17 protein-coding genes are annotated in these 16,927 nt (G+C 60.7%); 7 read left to right on the top strand and 10 right to left on the bottom strand.

Features of this window, described 5'->3' with window-relative positions; all coding sequences use genetic code 11:
• Positions 1 to 2: 2 nt before the first annotated feature.
• Positions 3 to 101 (top strand): DNA polymerase III subunit chi, encoded by a 99-nt coding sequence (locus tag LGQ03_RS01870; protein WP_090159414.1) that lies wholly within the window; start codon positions 3 to 5, stop codon positions 99 to 101.
• Here LGQ03_RS01870 and recG read toward each other — a convergent pair.
• The 4 genes from recG to sciP all read right to left on the bottom strand — a co-directional run bounded on the left by recG (position 98) and on the right by sciP (position 5,703).
• The gene (gene recG, locus LGQ03_RS01865) at positions 98 to 2,188 is read right to left on the bottom strand and encodes an ATP-dependent DNA helicase RecG (RefSeq protein ID WP_226747022.1); all 2,091 of its coding nucleotides are present in this window, start codon (positions 2,186 to 2,188) and stop codon (positions 98 to 100) included. The two genes, LGQ03_RS01870 and recG, sit on opposite strands and share 4 nt — an antisense overlap.
• On the bottom strand, positions 2,185 to 4,446 hold the full coding sequence (ligA, locus tag LGQ03_RS01860) for an NAD-dependent DNA ligase LigA (protein ID WP_226747265.1): 2,262 nt from the start codon (positions 4,444 to 4,446) through the stop codon (positions 2,185 to 2,187). Before ligA ends, recG begins: the two co-directional genes overlap by 4 nt.
• A gap of 175 nt (positions 4,447 to 4,621) precedes the next feature.
• Positions 4,622 to 5,335, bottom strand: coding sequence for a response regulator transcription factor CtrA (ctrA, locus tag LGQ03_RS01855; RefSeq protein ID WP_226747021.1), 714 nt, complete (start codon positions 5,333 to 5,335; stop codon positions 4,622 to 4,624).
• An 89-nt stretch (positions 5,336 to 5,424) separates the two neighbouring features.
• Complete coding sequence (gene sciP, locus LGQ03_RS01850) at positions 5,425 to 5,703, bottom strand: CtrA inhibitor SciP (RefSeq protein WP_226747020.1); 279 nt, start codon at positions 5,701 to 5,703, stop codon at positions 5,425 to 5,427.
• 123 nt (positions 5,704 to 5,826) lie between these two features.
• On the opposite strand from sciP, the gene mnmA reads away from it, so the two are divergent.
• Genes mnmA through LGQ03_RS01820 form a run of 6 tightly spaced genes read left to right on the top strand, consistent with a single transcriptional unit; the run spans position 5,827 to position 11,357 of the window.
• Positions 5,827 to 6,966: a tRNA 2-thiouridine(34) synthase MnmA gene (gene mnmA, locus LGQ03_RS01845; protein ID WP_056031986.1), complete on the top strand. Its 1,140-nt coding sequence runs from the start codon at positions 5,827 to 5,829 to the stop codon at positions 6,964 to 6,966.
• A 50-nt stretch (positions 6,967 to 7,016) separates the two neighbouring features.
• Entirely contained in the window at positions 7,017 to 7,880 is an 864-nt protein-coding gene (locus LGQ03_RS01840) for an ATPase (RefSeq protein WP_090159643.1), read from the top strand.
• Between the two features lie 37 nt (positions 7,881 to 7,917).
• The gene (locus tag LGQ03_RS01835; RefSeq protein ID WP_090159409.1) at positions 7,918 to 8,841 is read left to right on the top strand and encodes a homoserine O-succinyltransferase; all 924 of its coding nucleotides are present in this window, start codon (positions 7,918 to 7,920) and stop codon (positions 8,839 to 8,841) included.
• On the top strand, positions 8,825 to 9,826 hold the full coding sequence (locus LGQ03_RS01830) for an alpha/beta fold hydrolase (protein WP_319004438.1): 1,002 nt from the start codon (positions 8,825 to 8,827) through the stop codon (positions 9,824 to 9,826). Before LGQ03_RS01835 ends, LGQ03_RS01830 begins: the two co-directional genes overlap by 17 nt.
• A gap of 39 nt (positions 9,827 to 9,865) precedes the next feature.
• Positions 9,866 to 10,747 (top strand): polyphosphate kinase 2, encoded by an 882-nt coding sequence (gene ppk2, locus LGQ03_RS01825; protein ID WP_226747019.1) that lies wholly within the window; start codon positions 9,866 to 9,868, stop codon positions 10,745 to 10,747.
• Positions 10,740 to 11,357, top strand: a complete 618-nt coding sequence (locus tag LGQ03_RS01820; protein ID WP_090159642.1) for a TetR/AcrR family transcriptional regulator — start codon at positions 10,740 to 10,742, stop codon at positions 11,355 to 11,357. The genes ppk2 and LGQ03_RS01820 overlap by 8 nt, the downstream gene beginning before the upstream one ends.
• On the opposite strand, the gene LGQ03_RS01815 is transcribed toward LGQ03_RS01820, so the two are convergent.
• The 6 genes from LGQ03_RS01815 to LGQ03_RS01790 all read right to left on the bottom strand — a co-directional run bounded on the left by LGQ03_RS01815 (position 11,354) and on the right by LGQ03_RS01790 (position 16,904).
• A complete protein-coding gene (locus LGQ03_RS01815) occupies positions 11,354 to 12,601 on the bottom strand; it encodes an ABC transporter ATP-binding protein (protein WP_226747018.1) in 1,248 nt (415 codons plus the stop codon). The genes LGQ03_RS01820 and LGQ03_RS01815 overlap by 4 nt on opposite strands.
• The gene (locus LGQ03_RS01810) at positions 12,598 to 13,398 is read right to left on the bottom strand and encodes an ABC transporter permease (RefSeq protein ID WP_056031971.1); all 801 of its coding nucleotides are present in this window, start codon (positions 13,396 to 13,398) and stop codon (positions 12,598 to 12,600) included. Before LGQ03_RS01810 ends, LGQ03_RS01815 begins: the two co-directional genes overlap by 4 nt.
• Complete coding sequence (locus LGQ03_RS01805; RefSeq protein ID WP_226747017.1) at positions 13,395 to 14,270, bottom strand: ABC transporter permease; 876 nt, start codon at positions 14,268 to 14,270, stop codon at positions 13,395 to 13,397. The genes LGQ03_RS01810 and LGQ03_RS01805 overlap by 4 nt, the downstream gene beginning before the upstream one ends.
• Positions 14,271 to 14,364: 94 nt before the next feature.
• On the bottom strand, positions 14,365 to 14,871 hold the full coding sequence (rpsI, locus tag LGQ03_RS01800; RefSeq protein ID WP_226747016.1) for a 30S ribosomal protein S9: 507 nt from the start codon (positions 14,869 to 14,871) through the stop codon (positions 14,365 to 14,367).
• A complete protein-coding gene (rplM, locus tag LGQ03_RS01795) occupies positions 14,871 to 15,332 on the bottom strand; it encodes a 50S ribosomal protein L13 (protein WP_056031966.1) in 462 nt (153 codons plus the stop codon). The genes rpsI and rplM overlap by 1 nt, the downstream gene beginning before the upstream one ends.
• Before the next feature lie 171 nt (positions 15,333 to 15,503).
• The gene (locus LGQ03_RS01790; RefSeq protein ID WP_090159405.1) at positions 15,504 to 16,904 is read right to left on the bottom strand and encodes an aminotransferase-like domain-containing protein; all 1,401 of its coding nucleotides are present in this window, start codon (positions 16,902 to 16,904) and stop codon (positions 15,504 to 15,506) included.
• Positions 16,905 to 16,927: the final 23 nt, after the last annotated feature.

Below are 16,927 nucleotides of genomic sequence, written 5' to 3'. Positions count from 1 at the left end.
CCATGCGCCTGTTCTTGCCCCTAACCCTGCTGATTTGCCTCGCGGCCTGCGCCCCGCAACCCGAACTACCAGAGGATTTCGACGCGACTTTCGCGTTCTAACCCACTGATATCAGACGGATCGCCCGGTCCTGTTCCATTAGCCACAACAAGACACGCGCAGCCTTGCCGCGTGGCGTGTCGAGGGTGGGATCGTCATGCAACAGCTTGCGTGCGTCTGACCGGGCCAGTTCCAGAAGCGCTGTCTGCCGTTCCAAATCGGCGATACGAAATCGCGGCAGGCCGGATTGTGCGGTTCCGATCATGTCGCCCGCCCCGCGCATCGCTAGGTCCTCTTCGGCGATGACGAAACCGTCCTCTGTTTCGCGCAGGATCGCGAGGCGCCGTTCACCGGTTTTCGACAGCGGCCCCTGATACAGCAGCAAACAGGTCGAGGCCGCCGCACCGCGCCCGACCCGCCCACGCAACTGGTGCAACTGCGCCAGACCGAAACTTTCCGCGCGTTCGATCACCATGATCGACGCGTTGGGCACATCGACGCCAACCTCGATCACCGTGGTCGCAACCAGCACCTTGGTTTCGCCCGCAGCGAACCGCGCCATCGCCGCGTCCTTGTCCGCCGGTGGCATCTGACCATGCACCAGCCCCACAACGCCCTCGCCAAGTGCGCTGCGCAATCGTTTGAACCGTTCTTCGGCGGCGGTCATGTCGCTGACCTCTGATTCCTCGACCAGCGGGCACACCCAATAGGCCTGACGCCCCTCTGCCACGGCGGTGCGCAGGCGATCCACCACCTGGTCCAACCGCTCTGTCGAGACGAGAGCCGTTGTTACCGGTGTGCGCCCGGGAGGTTTTTCGTCCAGCACACTCAGGTCCATTTCACCAAATTGGGTCAGCGACAGTGATCGGGGGATCGGCGTTGCGGTCATCACAAGTACATCAACCGCCTGCCCCTTGGACCCAAGTTCCATCCGCTGGGTCACGCCGAACCGGTGCTGTTCGTCCACCACCGCTAGGCGCAGATCGTGAAACTGCACATCAGGCTGAAACACCGCATGGGTGCCGACAAGGATCTGGATATCGCCCGCCGCAAGGGCCGCAAGTTTTGCCTGCCGTTCACGTCCCTTGTCGCGGCCGGTCAGAATTTCCAGCACGACGCCGGCCTTTTCGGCCAATGGCCGCAACCCCTGCAAATGTTGCCGGGCGAGGATTTCGGTCGGGGCCATCATGACACCCTGCCCGCCTGCCTCAACAGCGACGAGCAAGGCCATCAGCGCGACCAGCGTCTTGCCGGCACCCACATCACCTTGCAGCAGGCGATTCATCCTCTGCGGTGTTCCGAGGTCAGCGGCGATTTCGGCAATGGCGCGGGTCTGTGCCCCCGTCGGACGATAAGGCAAGGCCGCAAGGACGCGCTTGCGCAACCTCCCATCGCCCGCGCTGACGCGGCCCGGTTTCTGCCGCACCTGCGCCCGCGCCAGCGCGAGTGTAAGTTGGTGGGCGAACAACTCATCATAGGCCAGACGCACGCGCGACACGGCCATGTGTGACAGATCTGTCGTTGCCTGCGGTGCATGGGCGGCGGTCAGGGCGCTGTGCCAATCCGGCCAGCCTTCTCGCTGTTTGAGTGGTGGATCAATCCATTCCGCCAATTCGGGTGCCTTGGACAAAGCATCGCGCGTCGCCTTGAACATCAGCTTTTGCGTCACACCAGCGGTCAGCGGATAGACTGGTTCGAACGCGGGCAGATCGTCCCCCGCATCAGGCAGGACCACATGGTCAGGATGGGTCATCTGCGCGATCCCGTCGAACAATTCGACCTTGCCCGACACGATGCGCCGTTGTCCCGTCGGCAAGAGTTTCTGAAGATAATCACCGCGCGCATGAAAATAGATCAGCGTGAAATCCACAGCCTCGTCACGGACCGCGATCCGGTAGGGGCGCCCCTTGGTGCTGGGCGGATGATGCTGGCCGATCATCACCTCGACCGTAGCGACAGCCGGTGGGACCACCTCTTCGATACTGGCGCGCCGGTGGCGGTCGACCCCCGAGGCCGGCAACGTCATCAGCAGGTCGCGCGGGGTCCGGACACCGATCTGTTCCAACGCCTTGGCCGACTTTGGCCCGATCCCCGCAAGAGTCGGCAGGGCGGCAAACAGCGGAAACAGGCTCTCTGGGCGTTGACTCATGCGTCGCCGATCAGCGCGAGCCAGGCGTCCTCGTCGATGGTCTCGACACCCAGTTTGGCCGCCTTGTCGGCCTTTGATCCAGCACCCGGCCCTGCGATCAGAATGTCGGTCTTGGCACTGACCGATCCTGCAACCTTGGCGCCCAACGCCTCGGCGCGGGCCTTGGCTTCGGCGCGGGTCATCTTTTCCAACGTGCCGGTAAAGACGACGGTCTTGCCTGCAACGGGGCTACCTGTGGTTACCGGCGCTGCAACGGGCACGATGTCGGTCAGCTGCGCAACAAGCCGTACAATCGACGCCCTCTCCTTTTCTTGCTGAAATGTCGTGACAAGCGATACGGCAACGGACGCACCGATGCCGTCGATCCCGACCAGATCGTCCCAAGCTGAACGGGCTTGCGTGTCTACATCAGTCCAGACGGCATCCCGCACGGGTTTGACCCGTGCCCGGCGATTTTCTGCGGCCGCGGCCTGCCGTTCCGCCTGTTCTGCGGCATCGGCCGCCAGATGCGCCTGTGCGGCTGGCCCGGCCTGATCGACCGCCTGCATCAACGCGTCCCACGTCACGAAATGGCGCGCCAGATCAGCGGCAGCCACCTCTCCGACATGGCGAATTCCAAGCGCAAAGATCAAGCGGTTCATCGGGATCGCGCGTTTCGCATCAATGGCGTCAAAGAGGTTGTTCGCACTTGTCTTGCCAAAGCCCTCGCGGTTTTCGAGCTTGGCCAGGTTTGCCGCATTGCGGGCACGCAAGGTAAAGATATCCGCAGGCTCGTGCACAGGCAGCGTCTCATCGGCAAAGAAATATTCGACCTGTTTGGCCCCGAGCCCTTCGATGTCAAAGGCAGAGCGACTGACAAAATGTCGCATCTTTTCAATCGCTTGTGCGGGGCAGATCAGACCGCCCGTACAGCGACGGACCGCATCGCCGTCATCGCGCACGGCATCTGATCCGCATTCCGGGCACCGCGTCGGGAAAACGTAGCGCGTTGCATTGTCAGGCCTGCGGGACAGATCGACACTGGACACCTTGGGGATGACGTCGCCTGCGCGATAGACCTCGACCCAGTCGCCAACGCGAATATCTGTTCCACCGCGTATTTCGCTGCCGTCGGCGCTGCGCCCTGCGATGTAATCTTCGTTATGCAAGGTAGCGTTCGACACCACGACGCCACCGACCGTGACAGGTGTCAGCCGCGCAACCGGCGAAAGCGCACCGGTGCGGCCCACCTGGATGTCGATGGATTCGACCTGCGTCCAGGCTAGTTCGGCGGGAAACTTGTGCGCGATGGCCCACCGCGGCGTGGTGGATCGAAACCCCAGACGGCGCTGATAGTCGAGATCGTCAACCTTGTAGACGACGCCGTCGATATCATAGCCTAGGGCGGCCCGGTCGGCGGCGATGCGGTCGTAATGTGCCACCAGCTCATCGGGATTTTCACATGTCAGTGTCAGCGGATTGGTCGCAAAGCCCAGCTCAGCCAGCCGCGCAATCGCGCCCGATTGTGTCTGCGCCAGCGGGGCCGACACCTCGCCCCAGGCGTAGGCGAAAAAATGCAACGGGCGTGATCGTGTGATATCTGGATCCAGCTGGCGCAGCGATCCTGCCGCTGCGTTGCGTGGATTGGCGAATGGTTTCGCCCCGGCGGCTGTCTGCCGGTCGTTGAGAGCCGCAAAATCCGCGTGGGTCATATAGACCTCGCCACGCACCTCGATCACGGCCGGCGCACCAGTCAACCGGTGAGGTATCGACGAAATCGTCCTTGCATTTTCGGTCACGTTTTCGCCGACCGCACCGTCACCGCGCGTGGCGGCCTGCACCAGATGACCATCCTCGTAACGCACGGACAGTGACAAACCGTCGATCTTGGGTTCGGCGGTGTAGCGTAACGCTGCATCCACACTCAAGTTCAGATAGCGCCGGATGCCTGCGTCGAAATCGGTCACATCCTCGGTCGCAAAGGCATTGCCCAACGACATCATCCGGACCGCATGCGTGACCTTGCCGAATCCGTCGGCGACGGTGGCACCAACAGCCTCGCTGGGGCTGTCAGCGCGTTTGAGGTCGGGAAATACAGCCTCGATTTCAGCATTGCGACGTTTGAGCGCGTCATAGGCGGCATCGTCGATCGCAGGTGCATCGTCACGGTGATAGGCCAGATTGGCTTGCGCAAGTGTCTGGGCCAGTTCCGCCAGTTCGCGCGCCGCATCATCCGCCGTCAGGTCGCCGACCGGAACCGCCGTGATCGAGTTGGCCATTCCAGCCGTATCGCGCTGTCCCATCGGACCCCCTGTCAAACTGGTTGCCCGTCATCGCGGACCTGCCCGTGAACCTAGGGGGCGCGATGCATGACGTCCAGATTTGACGCGCCGGTTCAGGGCATTTCAGGGCCTTCCTGTCTGCGATCAGCAGGCGCCGGCACAGCACCCGCCATCAGGCACCGACCGCGACCGCCGCGTGATCCTGGCGCACCTCCGGATCGCGCAGGACATATCCGCGACCCCAGACGGTTTCGATGAAATTGTCGCCACCGGTCGCCTCGCTCAGCTTCTTGCGCAGCTTGCAGATGAACACGTCGATGATCTTGAGTTCCGGCTCGTCCATGCCGCCATACAAATGATTGAGGAACATCTCCTTGGTCAGGGTCGTGCCTTTGCGCAGCGACAGCAATTCCATCATCTGATATTCCTTGCCGGTCAGATGGACCGTCTTGCCATCAACATCGACAGTCTTGCCGTCCAGATTGACCGCAATCGAACCGGTCTTGATGATGGATTGGGCGTGCCCCTTGGACCGCCGAATGATCGCATGAATCCGCGCGACCAGTTCCTCGCGGTGGAAGGGTTTGGTCAGGTAATCGTCAGCACCAAAACCGAAACCTTTGAGTTTGCTGTCGGTGTCATCATCGCCGGACAGGATCAGGATGGGGGTTTCGATGCGCGCCAGGCGCAATTGGCGCAACACATCGTAACCGGTCATGTCGGGCAGGTTCAGGTCCAGCAGCACAAGGTCATAGTCATAGAGTTTTGCCAGATCGATCCCCTCTTCGCCCAGATCGGTCGCGTAGACGTTCAGATTGGCATGGCTGAGCATCAGTTCGATGCTTTTGGACGTGGTGGGGTCGTCTTCGATCAGTAGGACTCGCATACGGTTCTCCGTTCATCTGTGCACCAGCAACTTGCCCCGGAATCGTTAACGAGCGATTAGCGTATCCTTAAAAGTGTGCATCACGCACGTCATGGTTGTCTATATTTTTGCAAGGCGGTGGTTTTCAGGGCATCCTTGCCATAGACGGTCAGGGCGTTTTCCCATTCCGTGAATTCCTCGTCCGACAGGTCATACATGGTCAGCGCATCCGCGCGCGTCAGCAGCCCGTGGGTCACGGCGGACACGACCTTGGCCTTGCGCGAGGCCACCCAGCGGCGCGTGCGTGCAGGCGGCAGGTCGGCCCGGGTCAGAATGGAACCGTCAGGCAATGTCACTGACCGCGGGCCGTTGATTTTGCGTAGATACATCGCGTTGTCCTTTTGTTGATCGCGCAGAGACTGGGCGAAAACATTTAAAGACTGGTAAGCCAGCGCAAGCGGGTGTAGGGCCAAGGCCCTATTGACAACCCTTGTCCATACAGGTGGTCCGACATGCCTCTCGATCAGACGCTCAACAGCCTCGGTTTTGCCAAGCCGCCCGCACAGACCCGCGTGGTCGTCGCGATGTCCGGTGGTGTGGACAGTTCCGTCGTGGCAGCACAACTGGCCGAAGAAGGCTACGACGTCGTCGGCGTCACGCTGCAACTCTATGATCATGGCGCGGCCTTGGCGAAAAAAGGGGCCTGTTGCGCGGGGCGTGACATCCATGATGCGCGCCGCGTTGCCGAAGAAATGGGGTTCCCCCACTACGTTCTGGATTACGAAAACACCTTTCGCGAGGCGGTGATGGATGAATTCGCCGACAGCTATCTGGCCGGTGCGACCCCTGTCCCCTGCATTCGGTGCAACGAACGGGTGAAATTCAAGGACCTGCTGGAAACAGCCCGTGATCTGGACGCCGATTGCATGGCGACCGGGCACTACATCCAGCGCAAGATGGGTGCGCAGGGTGCGGAATTGCATTGCGCGGCGGATGCGGCCAAGGATCAAAGTTATTTCCTGTTTTCCACCACCCCCGAACAGCTGGACTACCTGCGGTTCCCCTTGGGGCATCTGAAATCCAAGGAAGAGACCCGCGCATTGGCCGCTAAATACGGGCTGAGCGTGGCGGACAAACCCGACAGCCAGGACATCTGTTTCGTGCCCAACGGCAACTATGCTGCCGTGATCGAAAAACTGCGCCCCGGTGCGGCTGAACCGGGTGATATCGTCGACACGGACGGCCGCGTACTGGGCCAGCACAACGGCGTGATCCACTATACGATCGGCCAACGCCGTGGTCTTGGAATTGGTGGTCTGGCCGACCCGCTGTATGTGGTGAAACTGGATGTCGCGGCCCGGCAGGTGATCGTCGGCCCCAAGGACCTGCTGGCCACCCGCAAGGTGCCGCTGCGTGAAATCAACTGGCTGGGGGACGGCGGTTTTCTGGCCGGTGGCACGCGCCAGATCGCGGTGAAATGCCGGTCCACCAAGCCGCCGACCGACGCGATCCTGCGCCCGATTTCCGATACAGAGGCGGAGATCGAACTGCTGGTCGCCGAAGAAGGCATCAGCCCCGGTCAGGCTTGCGTGTTCTATGACCCCGACAGCACCCGTGTGCTGGGCGGCGGCTGGATCTGGCGGGGCTACTGACACCCCGATCAGGTCTGGCATCCGCGGCTTGCGTGAAATATGCCAAGGCCATGATTTACAAAACCGCATCCGATTGGCTGAACGCCCCCCAGAAACGTGTCCTGTTTTTCGGGATGTCCGGTCTGGGTAAAACCTATCTGTCCTCCATGCTGCGCGCGACGGGTGACTGGTTTCACTATTCCATCGATTACCGCATCGGCACCCGCTACATGGGCGAGCTGATCGCGGACAATGCCAAGCGCGAGGCGATGAAGGTGCCGTTTCTGCGCGACCTCTTGCGGTCGGACAGCATCTATATCGGGTCGAACATCTCGTTCAACGATCTCAAGCCGATGTCGTCCTATCTGGGAAAACCCGGTGATCCTGACCGTGGCGGCCTGCCCTGGGACGAATACACCCGGCGTCAGGATCAGTTCCAGCGGGCCGAGGTCGCGGCCCTGATGGACACGGGCCATTTCATCGACAGGTCACACGATCTGTACCAATATCCCCATTTCGTCTGCGACACGGGCGGGTCGATCTGTGAATGGGTCGATGCGCACAATCCCCGCGATCCGATCATGACCGCCCTTTCGGCCCGCACGCTGATGGTCTGGATCGAAGGATCGGACGAGCATATCGACGAACTGGTGCGCCGCTTTGATCGTGAACCCAAACCGATGTCCTATGACCCGGTCTTCTTGTTGGAAACATGGAACGCCTATCTGTCCGAATTTGATGTGGCGCCGGACAAGGTTGATCCCGATACGTTCATCCGCTGGGCCTTTGCCAAGGCGCTGAATCATCGCCAGCCACGCTATCGCGCGATGGCCGATAACTGGGGCCTGACGGTTGGCATGTCGGATGTGATGCAGGTGCATGACGCGGCCAGCTTTGACGCGATGATTGCCACAGCCCTTGAGGCGCGCGGCTGACGCGCCTATCTGTGCCGCCTTCACCGGGGATAAGACAATGCCGATCAAACTGCCATCCAATCTGCCCGCCTACAGCGTTCTGAATGCAGAAGGCGTGATGGTGCTGGCCGATGACGCCGCAGACCGTCAGGACATTCGCCCGCTGCGCATCGCCCTGCTGAACTTGATGCCGAAAAAGATCGCGACCGAAAACCAGTTCGCCCGGCTGATCGGGGCAACCCCCTTGCAGATCGAACTGTCGCTGATCCGTATGTCGGAACATCAGACGAAAAATACCGCCGCTGATCACATGGAAACCTTCTACCGTCCCTTTTCGGAAGTCGCGGCCAGCGGCGAGAAATTCGACGGCCTGATCATCACCGGTGCCCCGATCGAGCATCTGGATTTTACCGATGTGACCTATTGGTCGGAATTGCAGCAGGTGTTCGACTGGACCCAGACGCATGTGCATTCGACATTTGGCGTCTGCTGGGGCGGCATGGCGATGATCAACCACTTTCACGGCGTGCCCAAACACCTGCTGGACACCAAGATGTTCGGCTGTTTCCGCCATACCGTCACCGATCCGGCCTCGCCCTATCTGCGCGGGTTCTCGGACGATTGCGTGATGCCGGTCAGCCGCTGGACCGAAATGCGGCAGGCCGACGTGGACGCGGCAAACGGATTGCGCACGCTGATCACCAGTCCGCATGCCGGTCCCGCGCTGGTCGAGGACCCGGCCCATCGCGCGCTCTATGTGTTCAACCATTTCGAATACGACACCGACACGCTGAAACAGGAATACGACCGCGACGTGGCACAGGGCACCCCGATCAACGTGCCGGTGAACTACTATCCCGATGACGATCCGTTGAGGGCGCCGCAAAACAGGTGGCGGTCGCATGCGCACCTTCTATATGGCAACTGGATCAACCAGATTTACCAGACGACGGAATATGACCTGAATGCAATTGGCCGTTAAAGCACTGACGTGGGCGGCCCTTGCGGTCGGGTTTGGCAGCATCGTGACGGGATGCACATCGACCATGCGCACCGCCGCGGCAGAGCGCGACTACCCGCCCTTGGGCGAATTCGTCACGGTCGATGGCGGCGCGCGGGTGCATTACCTTCAGGCAGGCAGCGGACCCGATGTGGTCCTGATCCACGGGGCTGGCGGCAACCTGCGGGATTTCAAGTTCGACCTGTTCGACAAACTGGCACAAAACTACCGCGTAACGGCGTTTGACCGTCCGGGTCTGGGATACACCGACCGTTTTCCGGGCCTGCCCGACGGGGCGCTGGCCAGCGCCGGAGAAAGCCCCCTGCAACAGGCCATGATGCTGCGTCAGGCGGCAGGACAACTGGGCATCAATGATCCGGTTGTCGTCGGCCATAGCTTTGGCGGGATCGTCGCCTATCAGTGGTCGCTGATGGGGCTGGATGGCGATGACCCGGTGAATGCCGCGGCGATGGTCAGCTTTGCCGGCGTCACGATGCCATGGCCCGGTGATCTGGGACTTTACTACACGATCAACGGGTCAGCATTTGGTGGTGCCGTGGTCGTGCCACTGATTTCGGCGTTCGTGCCGAATGGGACGGTGGACGATGCAATCACCGCGACATTCGCGCCGAACCCCGCCCCCGAAGGCTATGGCGCATTCATCGGCGCCCCTCTGACGTTGCGGGCTGAATCGTTCCGCGCCAATGCGCGACAGGTCAATACACTGCGTCCCCATGTCGTCGAAATGGCGCAGCGCTATCCTGAACTGACGCTGCCGATCGAGATTTTGCACGGGCTCGAGGACACGACAGTTCCCATCGACATCCACGCCGAAGAAGTCATCAAGATTGTGCCATCCGCCAATCTGACCCGCCTGCCCGGCGTTGGACACATGCCGCATCACGTCGATCCCGACGCAGCGATTGCCGCGATCAACCGGGCCGCCAGCCGCGCTGGATTGCGCTGACACCCGACACCGGGCAATGTGGGCCAAAAGGATATGGCCATGACACTTCCCTTTGACGGCGCAATCAGCGCATTCCACGAAAACGAGGCGCCAGAGGCCGTGCGCGCGGCCATTGCCGAAAGCGACGGTAAGCCCATCCTGACCGCTGGATATCCGCATGACGACCGGATGGACAAATCCGACTACGAGGACCAGCTGCATCTGTTGCAGATCGAATTGGTCAAGATGCAGACCTGGGCCAAGGCCACGGGCGCACGCATCGCCGTCGTATTCGAGGGCCGCGACGCGGCAGGCAAAGGCGGCACCATCGGCCGTTTCCGCGAAAACCTGAACCCGCGTTCCGCCCATACCGTGGCCTTGTCCAAACCGAACGAGGATGAAGCGTCGCAGTGGTATTTTCAGCGTTATATCAAGCACCTGCCCGCCGCAGGTGATGTCACTTTCTTTGACCGGTCCTGGTACAACCGCGGCGTGGTGGAAAAGGTGTTCGGGTTCTGCACCGACTCGCAACGCGCCCATTGGTTCGATCAGGTCAATCCGTTCGAGGAAATGATCGTCGATGACGGCGTGCAGCTGTTCAAACTTTGGCTGACAGTGGGTCGCGCTGAACAATTGAACCGTTTTCTGGCCCGCGAAAGCGACCCGTTGAAACAGTGGAAACTGTCCGGCATCGACGTCAAGGGATTGTCGCGCTGGGACGACTACACCACGGCCATCGGTGAAACGCTGGACAGGACCCATACCACCGCAGCGCCCTGGACCGTCATCATGACCGACGACAAACGCCGCGCGCGCCTGAACGCGATCCGCGCCGTGTTGTCAGGGATCAACTACGACCAAAAGGATATGGCCGCGCTGGGAGAGATCGACCAAGCCATTGTCGGCGGACCCGACCTGTGGCACGCCCGTGGTCATGGCTAAACGCGGATATCACCACGGCAACCTCGCGCAGGCACTGGTCGAAGCCTGTCTGGACCTGATCAAGGTCAAGGGACCCACGGGATTCACCCTGTCAGAGGCTGCGCGCGAGGCAGGCGTCACGCCCGCAGCCGTCTATCGCCATTTTGAAGGGCGCGAGGATCTGATCGCAGAGGCTGCCTTGCAAGGCTATGCGATCTTTGCCGACCGCATGGAAACCGCATACGACAACGGTAAGCCATCGGCGCTGACAGCGTTCCTGAACACAGGTCAGGCCTATCTTGCCTTTGCCCGTGAACACCCCGGTCACTACGTCGCCATGTTCGAAAGTGGCATTTCGATCAATCGCTCGACCGAACTTTATAAAACCGCCAGTCGCGCGTTAGGTGTGATGGAAACCGCCGCCGCCGTGCTGTCACAGCATGTGCCCGCCGACCGCAGACCGCCACCACAGATGTTCGCGGCCCATATCTGGGCCCTGTCGCATGGAGTGGTCGAATTGTTCGCCCGTGGCGCGCCCGGCACGCAAAGCCCCTATCCACCGGACGATCTGCTGGAAACCGGGATCGGCATTTACCTGCGCGGTTTGGGTATCCTGCCGCCGGACGCCTAGAACAGCACCAGCGCCCGGTCATCCCAGGCGACACGGCAGGCGGCGCCAACCTCCAGCACAGGCCTGCCGATCAGGTTTTTCATCGCAATCGTAAGTGGTTGCGGCACGTCTTTGATCCGCACATCGTAATAGGTCATATCGCCGTAATACACGACCTCGTCCACGACACCCGGGCATTCATGGCGTTTCGGCATTTCGCCTTCGAACAGAATGGCAAGCGTTTCAGGACGGATACCCACGGCGACCTCGCCCAGTTTTGCGCCCTCGGGTGCCTGATCCACGCTGATCTGAGCCGCGCCCAGACCGGCGATGTCCACCGTCATCACCTCCGGTGAAGCAGCGGCCTCCTCGGCCGTGTCCGTGTCTGCATTTGCCTCTGTCCCCGGTGCGATCTTGTCCATCAGGTCCGTAAGCAGGCGGTTTGTCCGGTTCGGCGGCACCGTACCGGGCGCATGGCCTGCAAGGGGTGCGCCACTGGACGCCTCGCCCGCCGCCGACAGTGCGGTCACCTGCCCTGGCAAAAAATTCATCTTGCCGATGAATTCCGCGACGCGGCGGCTCTTAGGGCGACGATACAGCGTTTCAGGATCGTCCATCTGGCCGATCTCGCCTGCGAACATGACCGCAATCCGGTCAGACATCACCAGTGCCTCTTCCTGGTCATGGGTCACAAGGATGAACGTGATGCCGACATGGCGTTGCAGGCGGATCAATTCCACCTGCATGTGTTCGCGCATTTTCTTGTCCAGCGCCGACAGCGGTTCGTCCAGCAGCAAAACCTTGGGCTTCAGGATCAAGGCCCGTGCAAGGGCCACGCGCTGACGCTGACCGCCCGACAGGGCGTGTGCGGCCCGTTTGCCGTAGCCGCCCAATCCCACCATTTCCAAGGCTTCTTCGACCAGACCGGCGCGCGCAGATTTAGCGATGTCCGAACGCTTGCGCAGGCCAAAGGCCACGTTCTCCGCGACCGTCAGATGCGGAAAGATCGCATAGGACTGGAACACCATATTTGTCGGGCGCTGGTTTGGCGGCACATTGGCCATGTCCCGATCTGATATCATGACCGTCCCGTCAGACACCCCCTCGAAACCGGCGATGACCCGCAGCAAGGTCGTCTTGCCACAGCCCGACGGGCCGAGCAGGGAAAAGAATTCACCCGCACGGATCGTCAGGTCGATATCGCGCAAGGCGTGATAGGTACCGTAATACTTGTTTACGCCACGCAGCTTGATCAGGTCGGTCACAGGAAACCCCCGGTGTCTTTGGCGCCGGACCGTTTGATCCCACGGCGGCGGAATAGTTCTGCAATCGTCAGCAGGATGATGGACAGCGCCACAAGGATCGTCCCCAGCGCCATGACGACGGGCAGCTGTGCCGGGAACCGCAGCAATCCCCAGATATAGACGGGCAAGGTCGGGTCAGACCCGGTCAGGAAAAACGCGATGATGAATTCATCCAGCGAAATGGTAAAGGAAATCAGCATGGATGAAATGATGCCCGGCATGACCAGCGGCAGCGTCACCAGCCGGAACGCAGACCAGCGGGATTCGCCCAGATCCAGCGCCGCTTCTTCCATCGACGGGTCGAGGTTGCCGAATGCACCGTTCAGGATGGCGATGGAAAACGGCGTGCAGATCAGCACATGAGCCATGATGATGGTCCAGTTCCCCAGATCAAGGCCCAGCACCTGCCGCAGGATCACCAGCAAGGACACCGCCACAATGATTTCAGGCAGCACCAGTGGCAACATGACGAACCCGGTGATGCCCCCCTTGCCCGGAAAATGCGACATGGCGGCCGCCCGCGCCGCGCACATGCCCAACAGCGTGGAAAAGACAGCCGTACAGCCCGCGATGATCAGGGAATTCGTCAGCGCCCCATGCAACGATCCATTTGTTTTCAGCGCGGAAAACCATTCCGTCGTGAACCCCGACAGCGGAAAGGCGATGATGGTGGCGTCGTTGAACGCAAACAGCGGCAACAACACGATCGGCGCATAGAGAAAGATCAGATAGGCAATGGCATAGACGCGCAAACTCATCGGCGACCCCTCAGCCAGCGGCGGTTCAGAAAGACGAACACCAGCGCGATGGCCGTGACACAAAGCATCGCCACGATGGCCAGTGCAGCGCCCAGCGGTGCGTTGTTCAATTGCAAAAACTGGGTCTGGATCATGTTGGCAATCAGTTTGCCGCCCGCACCGCCCATCAGTTCGGGCGTCACGTAATCACCCACTGTCGGAATGAATACGATCAGCACGGCACCCACGACACCGGGCATCGACAGCGGCAAGGTCACGCGAAAAAACGTCGACAACCTGCTCTCGCCCAGATCCTGGGACGCCTCCAGCAGGGACCGATCGATTTTCTCCAGCACGACAAAGATCGGCAGGATCGCGAATGGCGCAAAGGCATGGGCCAGCGTGATGATGACTGCGTTGACGTTATACAGGATGAACGTCAGCGGCTCTTCGATCAGGCCGACCTGTATCAGGCCAGAGTTGATGACCCCGTTGTAGCCCAGGATCACCTTCCACAGGAACACCCGGATCAGATAGCTGGTCCAGAACGGAATGGTGATCAGAAACAGCCACAGCGACTTTTTCGACGGGGTCACATGAAAACTGATGAAATAGGCGACCGGATAGGCGAGCACGACCGTCACGACCGTCACGATTCCCGACACCATCAATGACCGCTGCAACAGCATCGCGTAGATCGGGCTGTCCGCAATTTCGCGGTAGTTATCGAGAGTGAACGTCGTATCGACGGCCATGAAATCCTGCGTCCAGAAACTGAACAACACGATCGCACCCAGCGGTACCGCCAGCAGCAGCACCGCATAGACGAATGGCACGCCAAGCAGGCGAATCGCCCGTGACTGATCCTGTGTAAGTGAAGTTCCCACGCTCATGTTTTCATGTTCAAAGCGTTCACGCGAAAGATCAATGGACAAAACAAAAGGGCGGCCCGATAGGACCGCCCTTTGCACAATTTTGCAGCAAGGCTTAACGCTTGGAGAACTGGAAGCTCTTGCGGGCCTTGGCTTTGCCGTACTTCTTGCGCTCGACGACGCGGCTGTCGCGGGTCAGGAACCCTGCGGCCTTCAGGGCCGGACGCAGCGACGGGTCGAACAGTTGCAGCGCCTTGGACACGCCATGCTTGACCGCACCGGCCTGACCGGACAGGCCGCCGCCCTTGACGGTGGCGACAACGTCGAACTGACCAGCAACGCCGGCGACAGAAAACGGCTGTGCCAGGATCATCTGCAGCACGGGGCGTGCAAAATAGGCGTTCATCTCTTTGCCGTTGACGGTGACCTTGCCGGAACCCGGCTTAATCCAGACGCGTGCAACGGCGTCCTTGCGCTTGCCGGTGGCATAGCTGCGGCCGAACTCGTCCTTGACTGATTCACGCGGTGCAACGACGGTTTCCGCGTCAGTGCCCTGCACGCCGCCGATGTCAGCGGTGACTGCGCCGCCCAGCTCTTCCAGAGAATTGATCTGATCGGCCATTATGCGGTCCTCGTGTTCTTTTTGTTCATGGACGCGACGTCCAGAACTTCGGGCTTTTGGGCTTCCATGCCGTGCTCTGCACCAGCAAAGATACGCATGTTGGTCAGCTGCTTGTTGCGCAGCTTGTTGCCGGGCAGCATGCGCTTGACGGCCTGGAACAGAACGCGCTCGGGGTGATCACCCTCGAGGATGTCAGCCTTGGTCTTGGACTTGATCCCGCCGGGGTGGCCGGTGTGCCAGTAGAATTTCTCTTCACGCTTTTTGCCGGTCATCTGCACCTTGTCGGCGTTGATGATGATGACATTGTCGCCCATATCCATGTGCGGTGTGAAGGAAGGCTTGTGCTTGCCACGCAGGCGCATGGCCACGATGGATGCAAGACGGCCCAGAACGAGGCCTTCGGCGTCGATCAGGATCCATTTCTTGTCGATATCCGCCGGGGTCGCGGTATAAGTTTTCATTAATCTCACCAGAGGTCTAAGGGGCCACGCGGGGCCCGTCATTCGGATGAGCGGCTTATACGGCAGCTGCAAGCCACGTCAAGCGCCAGATATCCGGCAAAACATAGCAAAATCAACACCTTGAAATTAAGGTATCTATTTACCCCACAAATTCCTCACACTTACCCCCTATCAGACCGAGATCCGTGCCGCCGGCGTGTCCATCAGATCCCGCAGGTCCGCAATTGCCGCATCAAATCGGTCGGGTGCCAGCAGTCCATTCACTGCGATCCGCACCGCATGCACCATCCGGCTGTCACGATGCAGGAACGATTCCGACGATTTCAGATGAATGCCGCGCGCCTTGGCCGCTGCTACGAAATCATTGGCCCGCCATGTCCGCGGCAACACGAGCCAGACAAACGGAATGCCCGGTGCATAGCCCGGCGCGCAATCGGCAAAGGTTGTCACGACCACACCCACATCCCGATCGATCCGCGCCCGGACCGCCTGCACGATTCCGTCAATCTCGGGCGACCGCATCAGAGCCGCATAAAGATCTGTCAGCAAGGGAGAGACACCGAACGACTGCCCGATGGCAGACCGGACCAGCGCTGCCGCATGCGCCTTGGGTGCCACTGCGAACCCGATCCGCAAGGCAGGCGAAATCGTCTTGGACGGACTGGCCACATGCCAGCCCAGATCAGGCAGCAATGCGCGATAGCTGGGGCCCACGCGGTCGATCCTTGCGTAACAATCGTCGTCGATCACATGAACACCGTGAACCTTGGCAATCGCTGCAATCTGCTGTCTGCGCGCAAATGATGTGGCCTGACCTGTCGGGTTGTTCACCTCTGACGCCGTGCAATAGACCTGTGCGCCATGCTGCCGCACCAGATTTTCAAAAACCTGCGGATCGGGACCTTCGTCATCCCAAGGCACGGCCATCAGCTCTGCCCGGCACATTTCGGCGGCACTGCGAAACCCGTTGTAGCTGATCGCATCGCCCAGCATCACGGGTGCAGGACCGCGCAGGATGGTTTGCAAGATCAGGACAATCGCGTTCTGACCGCCGTTGGTCGCGACGATATCTTCCACATCGGCAGGCCCCACATCAGCGTGCAGCCCCGCGAGGCAGGCCTGACGCGCCGCAAGATCGGTGACACGGCTGGGGTAGCGCATCAAACGGTCCGCAGGCATCTGTGCGACCACCTGCGCGGCCAGCGTCGCAATCAGGTGTCCCTGCCCCAGATCCGGCATTTTCGGGCTGAACAGGTTCACGTCGCCACTTGCATCAAAGACATGCTCGGCCAACAGCACCGGGCTTGGCGGGGATTTGGTTTCGGCCACATAGGTGCCGCGCCCCACGCCTGCCGTCAGCACCCCGGCATCCGTCAGCAATCGATATGCACGCGCGGCTGTACCGGGTGTCACCCCGACCTTCCACGCCAGATCCCGCACCGGGGGCAGCTTTTGCCCCGGCACCAGATCACCGCCCGCAATACCCGTACGGATCGCTGCAGCCAGACGGTCGTATTTCGGGCGCCGGTCCGGCAGCGCGTCAAGATCGGGAACCCAAGTTGTATCGGTCACAATGTTTCTCTGGAACAGATTGT

This window comes from Loktanella gaetbuli, assembly GCF_020531945.1.
GTDB lineage: Bacteria > Pseudomonadota > Alphaproteobacteria > Rhodobacterales > Rhodobacteraceae > Loktanella > Loktanella gaetbuli.
Note: the sequence above shows the minus strand (reverse complement) of the source record. Positions and strands in the feature narration are given on the sequence as shown.